Source organism: Micrococcus sp. HMSC31B01, assembly GCF_001816085.1.
Lineage (GTDB): Bacteria > Actinomycetota > Actinomycetes > Actinomycetales > Micrococcaceae > Micrococcus > Micrococcus luteus.
Genome location: NZ_KV825209.1, coordinates 1 through 5,559 on the forward strand (window position 1 = coordinate 1; position 5,559 = coordinate 5,559).

Consider the following 5,559-nt stretch of genomic DNA (forward strand, 5'->3'; position numbering starts at 1 on the left):
GGCCCCGTCCGAGCGCATCGGACGGGGCCGGCGTCGTCCGCACCCGGGCCCGCGTCCACGGGCCCGCCACGCCCCCGTGGCCCAACTGGCAGAGGCGGCCGACTTAAAATCGGCGTGTTGCGGGTTCGAGTCCCGCCGGGGGCACCACGCGTCTCCCCGCGCGCCTCGCTTCTGCGCCCACCGTGAACAGCCGGTGAACCGGCGCGGATCCACGCTCCGGCCCCGCGCGCGGACGCAGACATCCCGATAGGATCGTGCTGAACCCCGGGGCACGAGCGCTGCTCACTGCGGCGGCGTGCGACCGGGCCGACTCGACCCGAAGGAGCGAGCCGTGGCGAATCCGGTCATGAACTCTCAGAACTTCCAGCAGCAGATGCAGGGCGGCGGACAGGCGCAGCCCGGTTGGTACCAGGGCGGGCAGCAGTCCGCGCAGTCCCCGTACGGCCAGCAGCAGAGCCCGTACGGCCAGGCCCAGGCGTTCGGCGCCGGCCAGGCGGCCCAGCAGTACGCGCACCAGCAGTCCATGGAGGACGCCTTCCGCGCGCCCTCCGCCGGCCCGGAGCAGACCGGCCGGATGACCTTCAACGACGTCGTCGGCAAGACCGGCCTGATGCTCGTGCTCGTCGTGGTGGCGGGCGCCGTGGGCTGGTTCTCGCCGGGCCTGATGATCATCGGCGCGATCGCCGGCCTCGTGCTGGGCCTGGTCAACGCGTTCAAGCGCGAGCCCTCGCCCGTGCTGATCATGCTCTACGCCCTGGCCGAGGGCCTGTTCCTCGGCGGCATCTCGGCGTTCTTCGAGGGCGCCTACCCGGGCATCGTGGTGCAGGCCGTGCTCGGCACCTTCTCCGTGTTCGCGGTGATGCTGGCCCTGTACACCTCGGGCAAGTTCCGCCCGACCCCGCGCATGACGAAGATCGTCATGGCGGCCATGCTGGGCTACCTCGTCTTCATGCTCGTCAACCTGGTCCTCACCTGGACGGGCATCGCGAACCTGCGCACCGGCGGCCTGGGCCTGATCATCGGCGCGATCGCCGTGCTGCTGGCCGCGTACTCGCTGACGATGGACTTCGAGATGGCCGCCGTGGGCGTGAAGAACGGCGCCCCGCAGAAGTACTCCTGGTCCGTGGCCTTCGGCCTGACCGTGACCCTGATCTGGCTGTACGTCGAGATCCTGCGCATCCTCTCCATCCTGCGCGGCAACGACTGACCGGCGCCCCGTCCCCGCACGGAGACCCGCACCGCCGCCCCGGTCCTGCACAGGGCCGGGGCGGTCTGCGTCCGCGAGGGCGTAGATTGAGGGGGTCCCTCGCCGCCACTCAGGAGGTCCCGTGACCGAGACCAGCGACCTGCCCGCCTTCGGGGCCCCGGACGCCACCGGCACCCAGCACCGCCTGCACCGCGGGTCCGCGGAGGCCGTCGTCGTCGGCCTGGCCGGTGCCCTGCGCAGGTACCGCGTGGCCGGCGTGGACCTGACCGAGCCGTACGGCCAGGACGTGGTCCCGCCCGCCGCCAACGGCATCCAGATGAGCCCGTGGCCGAACCGCGTCGCCGGCGCCCGCTGGATCCTGGACGGCGTCGAGCAGCGCCTGGACGTCACCGAACCCGCGCGCGGCCACGCCAGCCACGGCCTGCTGCGCAACACCCACTTCGTCACAGAGACGTTCTCCGCCCACGCGGTGACCCTGCGCGGTGAGATCCACCCCCAGCACGGCTGGCCGTTCCGGCTCACTCACCGCGTCACCTACGAGCTCGAGGCGGACGGCGGCCTCACCGTCACCGCCGAGGTGCAGAACCACACGGACGCCACCGTGCCCGTGGCGGTCGGCGCCCACCCGTTCCTGCGGATCGGGGACGTCCCGACGGCGGAGCTGAGCCTGCGTGTGCCCGCGGACGCCTGGATCCGCACGGGGGAGGACCTCATCCCCGTGGAGACCCTGCCGGTGGACGGCACGGACCTGGACTTCCGCCGCGGCCGGGCCGTGGGCGAGGACGCCCTGGACGTGTGCCTCACCGGCCTGACGCCGGACGCCGACGGCCGGCACCGCCAGACTCTGCTCGCCGGGGACGGCCGGGCCGTGACCCTGTGGTCCGACCACGCGTTCGCCTACACCCACGTCTTCGTCACGGACCGGCTGCCCGGCCGTGACACGGCGCTCGCGGTGGAGCCGCTCACCGCTCCCGCGGACGCCCTGAACTCGGGGGAGGGCCTGCACCGGCTCGCCCCGCACGCCCGCTGGAGCGTCCAGTGGGGTCTGACCCCCCATGTCCCCGACCACCCACACGAGGAGGATCGCGCGTGAGCTCGACCCTGGCGGCCCAGACCAAGATCAACAAGGACGTGCCCTATGGGCTGACGGTGGCCGCGGCCTGGTCCTGGCGGCTGGTGGCCGTCGTCATCGGCATCGGCGTCGTGGTGTACCTGCTGGGCTTCGTGAGCCTCGTGGTGATCCCGATCCTCGTGGCCGCGCTGCTGGCCACCCTGCTGGCCCCGGTGTTCCAGGCGATGCGGCGCATCAAGGTGCCGGGCGTCGCGGCCGCCCTGCTGTGCGTGCTGCTGCTGGTCGTCGTCGTGGTGGGCCTCATGGGGCTCGCCGGTCAGCAGATCGTCCAGGGCTTCGCCCAACTGGGCGACCAGCTGGGCCAGGCCGTCGACGACGCGATCGCCTGGCTGGCCGGCGTGGGCGTGGAGATCCCCCGTTCCGGTGCCGGGCTGGAGGGCCTGTGGCAGACGCTGCGGGACAACTCCGCCACGGTCATCAACAGCGCCGTCTCGTTCGGCTCCACGGCCGTCAACATCGGTGCGGGCCTGTTCATCGCCCTGTTCTCCCTGATCTTCTTCCTCTACGACGGCGACCGCATCTGGCGCTTCCTGCTGATCTTCGTGCCGAAGGCGCACCGGGCCACCGTGGGCCGCGCGGGCCGCTCGGGCTGGCAGTCGCTCGGCTCCTACGTGCGGGTCCAGATCTTCGTGGCGTTCATCGACGCCGTCGGCATCGGCATCGGTGCCCTGATCCTGGGCGTGCCGCTGGCCATCCCGCTGGCCGTGCTCGTGTTCCTGGCCTCGTTCATCCCGATGATCGGCGCCACCCTGACCGGCGCGATGGCGGTGCTCCTGGCCTTGATGTCCAACGGCCTGGTCAACGCGCTGCTCATGCTGGGCGTGGTGCTGCTCGTGCAGCAGATCGAGTCGAACGTCCTGCAGCCGCTCGTGATGGGCAAGGCCGTCGCGCTGCACCCGCTGGCCGTGTTCCTGGCCGTCGCCGCCGGGTCCACCGTCTTCGGGCTGGCGGGCGCCGTGTTCGCCGTGCCGGTGCTGGCCTTCGTGAACAGCTTCGTCCGCGCCCTCACCGCGGACGTGCCGGAGGAGCTCACGGAGCGGACGGACCACGCCCTCGAACCGGGCGGCGCGGAGGACGAGGCGGCCGGCTCCCACCGGTACCGCCCCTCGACGCACGAGGACGCCGCCCTCGCCTCCGAGGCCGACGCGGGCACCCGGCACGGGGACGACGCCTGATGGGCGCGGCGCAGGCCACGAACACCCCGGACCGGACCGGACCGACGCCGTCGCCCCGGTGGGTGCGGCCCGCCGACGGTCCGCCGGCCCCGGCAGAGCTGCCCGTCACCCTCGAGGAGATCGAGCGGGCGCGCGAGACGCTGCGCGGGATCGCCGAGCGCTCCCCGCTGCAGCACTCCCGGGCGCTCTCACGGGCCGTGGGCACGGACGTGCACCTGAAGTGCGAGAACCTGCAGCGGGCCGGCTCGTTCAAGGTCCGCGGCGCCTACGTGCGGATGGCGCAGCTGAGCGAGGAGGAGCGCGGCCGCGGCGTCGTGGCCGCATCGGCCGGCAACCACGCCCAGGGCGTCGCCCTCGCGGCCGCCAAGCTCGGCATCCGCGCCCGCATCTTCATGCCGCACGGCGTGGCCCTGCCCAAGCTGCAGGCCACCCGGGACCACGGTGCCGAGGTCGTCCTGCACGGCTCCACCGTGGATGAGTCCCTCGCCGAGGCGCAGCGGTGGGCCACGGAGACCGGTGCCGTGTTCATCCCGCCGTTCGACGACCCGGCCGTCATCGCGGGCCAGGGCACCGTCGGCCTCGAGATCCTCGACGTGCTGCCGGACGTGGACACCGTGATCATGGGCATCGGCGGCGGGGGACTCATCGCCGGCACGGCCGTGGCCCTCAAGGAGGCCGCCCGGCGTCGTGGGCGCACGGTGCGGGTCATCGGGGTGCAGGCGGCCACCGCCGCCGCGTTCCCCGGCTCCCTCGAGGAGGGCCGCGTCCAGGTGCTGGAGAGCGTGTCCACCATCGCGGACGGCATCGCCGTTGGCAAGCCCGGGGCCCTGCCGCTGCGGATCGCCGCCGAGCTGGTGGACGCCGTCGTGACCGTCACGGACGACGAGATCGCCGCGGCCCTCGTCCACCTCCTCGAGCGCTCCAAGCTCGTGGTGGAGCCGGCGGGCGCCGTCGGGGTGGCCGCCCTGCTGGCGGGCCGCACGGCGGACCTGGGCTTCGAGCTCGGCACCACCGCCGTGATCCTCTCCGGCGGGAACATCGATCCGATGCTCATGCTGAAGTCCATCCAGGCCGGACTGTCGGCCGCGGGGCGCTACATGACCGTGCGCATCCCGCTGCGGGACCGCCCGGGCGAGCTGGCCACGATCTCACGGATCATCGCGGACACGGACGCCAACGTGGTGCGCGTGGACCACACCCGCGTCGGCCCGGAGCTGTCCATGGGCGGCGTGCACATCACGATCGACATGGAGACCCGCGGCGCCGAGCACTCCGCCCAGGTCCTGGAGGCGCTGCGCGGGGCCGGCTACAGCCCGGCCCCGCTGCCCTGACCGGGCCGGCTCAGGCCACGGAGCCGGCGGCGGCCGCGGTGATGGTGCCGCAGGTCCCGCCCACCGCGCGGCGCACGGCCTGGACCAGGAGGTCCTCGCGCGTCAGCGTCTCGATGCGACGGACCATCTCGCGACGGTCATAGCGCTCGTGGGCGCCCGGCAGCAGGCGCCGGGCCAGGTTGAGGTGCTGCAGCACGCCGAGCAGGAGCACGTCCTCGTCGGAGGGCTCTGCCTCGTCCAGGACGACGGCGGTCAGGTGCGCGAGCAGCTCGGCGCGCTCGGTGCCGCGGGGGACGTGCCGGGTGGCCAGGAAGGCCTTGCGCTCGGTGAGGCGGCCGGTCTCGGTCAGATGGGCGACGACGGCCTTGCGCAGGTCCGGCTTGCCGGCCGCCACGGTGGCCACGAGCGGTCGGCCGGCCAGGGCGTCGACCTGTCCGAGGGAGGAGTCCAGGACGGGGTCGCCGGTGGTGCCGGCCGCGGTCACGAGCACGCGGGCCCGGTCCACGGGGACGTCCTCGAGGGTCACGATCCCGGCGGACCGGTGGTCGGCCAGCGCGGCGGCCGCGAGGGCAACGCGGTGGTGGGAGGGGCTCTCGGAGCACCCGTCCTCGCGGGTGAGCAGCAGGTGTGCCTTCTCGACGGTCAGCATGGGGCCAGAGTAGCAACGGGGGCGCGGTGGGGTCCGGGACGGACGACGGCGGGCGGGGTGGGCCG

The 5,559-nt window shown here is 73.4% G+C and carries 5 protein-coding genes and 1 tRNA gene; 5 read left to right on the forward strand and 1 reads right to left on the reverse strand.

Annotation, left to right across the window (positions count from 1 at the left end; genetic code table 11):
* Positions 1-70: 70 nt before the first annotated feature.
* From HMPREF3105_RS08165 to ilvA, 5 genes are all read left to right on the forward strand, one after another.
* Positions 71-147: transfer RNA gene (locus HMPREF3105_RS08165), tRNA-Leu, on the forward strand.
* A 184-nt stretch (positions 148-331) separates the two neighbouring features.
* A complete protein-coding gene (locus HMPREF3105_RS08170) occupies positions 332-1,207 on the forward strand; it encodes a Bax inhibitor-1/YccA family protein (protein ID WP_036339974.1) in 876 nt (291 codons plus the stop codon).
* 121 nt (positions 1,208-1,328) lie between these two features.
* Positions 1,329-2,300 carry an aldose 1-epimerase family protein gene (locus tag HMPREF3105_RS08175; RefSeq protein WP_036339976.1) on the forward strand — a complete coding sequence of 324 codons (972 nt, stop codon included), beginning with the start codon at positions 1,329-1,331 and terminating at the stop codon, positions 2,298-2,300.
* Positions 2,297-3,514, forward strand: a complete 1,218-nt coding sequence (locus HMPREF3105_RS08180; protein WP_070709173.1) for an AI-2E family transporter — start codon at positions 2,297-2,299, stop codon at positions 3,512-3,514. The genes HMPREF3105_RS08175 and HMPREF3105_RS08180 overlap by 4 nt, the downstream gene beginning before the upstream one ends.
* Entirely contained in the window at positions 3,514-4,845 is a 1,332-nt protein-coding gene (gene ilvA / locus HMPREF3105_RS08185) for a threonine ammonia-lyase (RefSeq protein WP_070709175.1), read from the forward strand. Before HMPREF3105_RS08180 ends, ilvA begins: the two co-directional genes overlap by 1 nt.
* Positions 4,846-4,855: 10 nt before the next feature.
* On the opposite strand, the gene HMPREF3105_RS08190 is transcribed toward ilvA, so the two are convergent.
* Positions 4,856-5,494, reverse strand: a complete 639-nt coding sequence (locus HMPREF3105_RS08190; RefSeq protein WP_036316333.1) for a GPP34 family phosphoprotein — start codon at positions 5,492-5,494, stop codon at positions 4,856-4,858.
* Positions 5,495-5,559: the final 65 nt, after the last annotated feature.

Excerpts from the sequence above, each read along its gene's own strand:
- ilvA (WP_070709175.1), top strand. The coding sequence starts at position 3,514 with ATGGGCGCGGCGCAGGCCACGAACACCCCGGACCGGACCGGACCGACG.
- HMPREF3105_RS08190 (WP_036316333.1), bottom strand. The coding sequence starts at position 5,494 with ATGCTGACCGTCGAGAAGGCACACCTGCTGCTCACCCGCGAGGACGGG.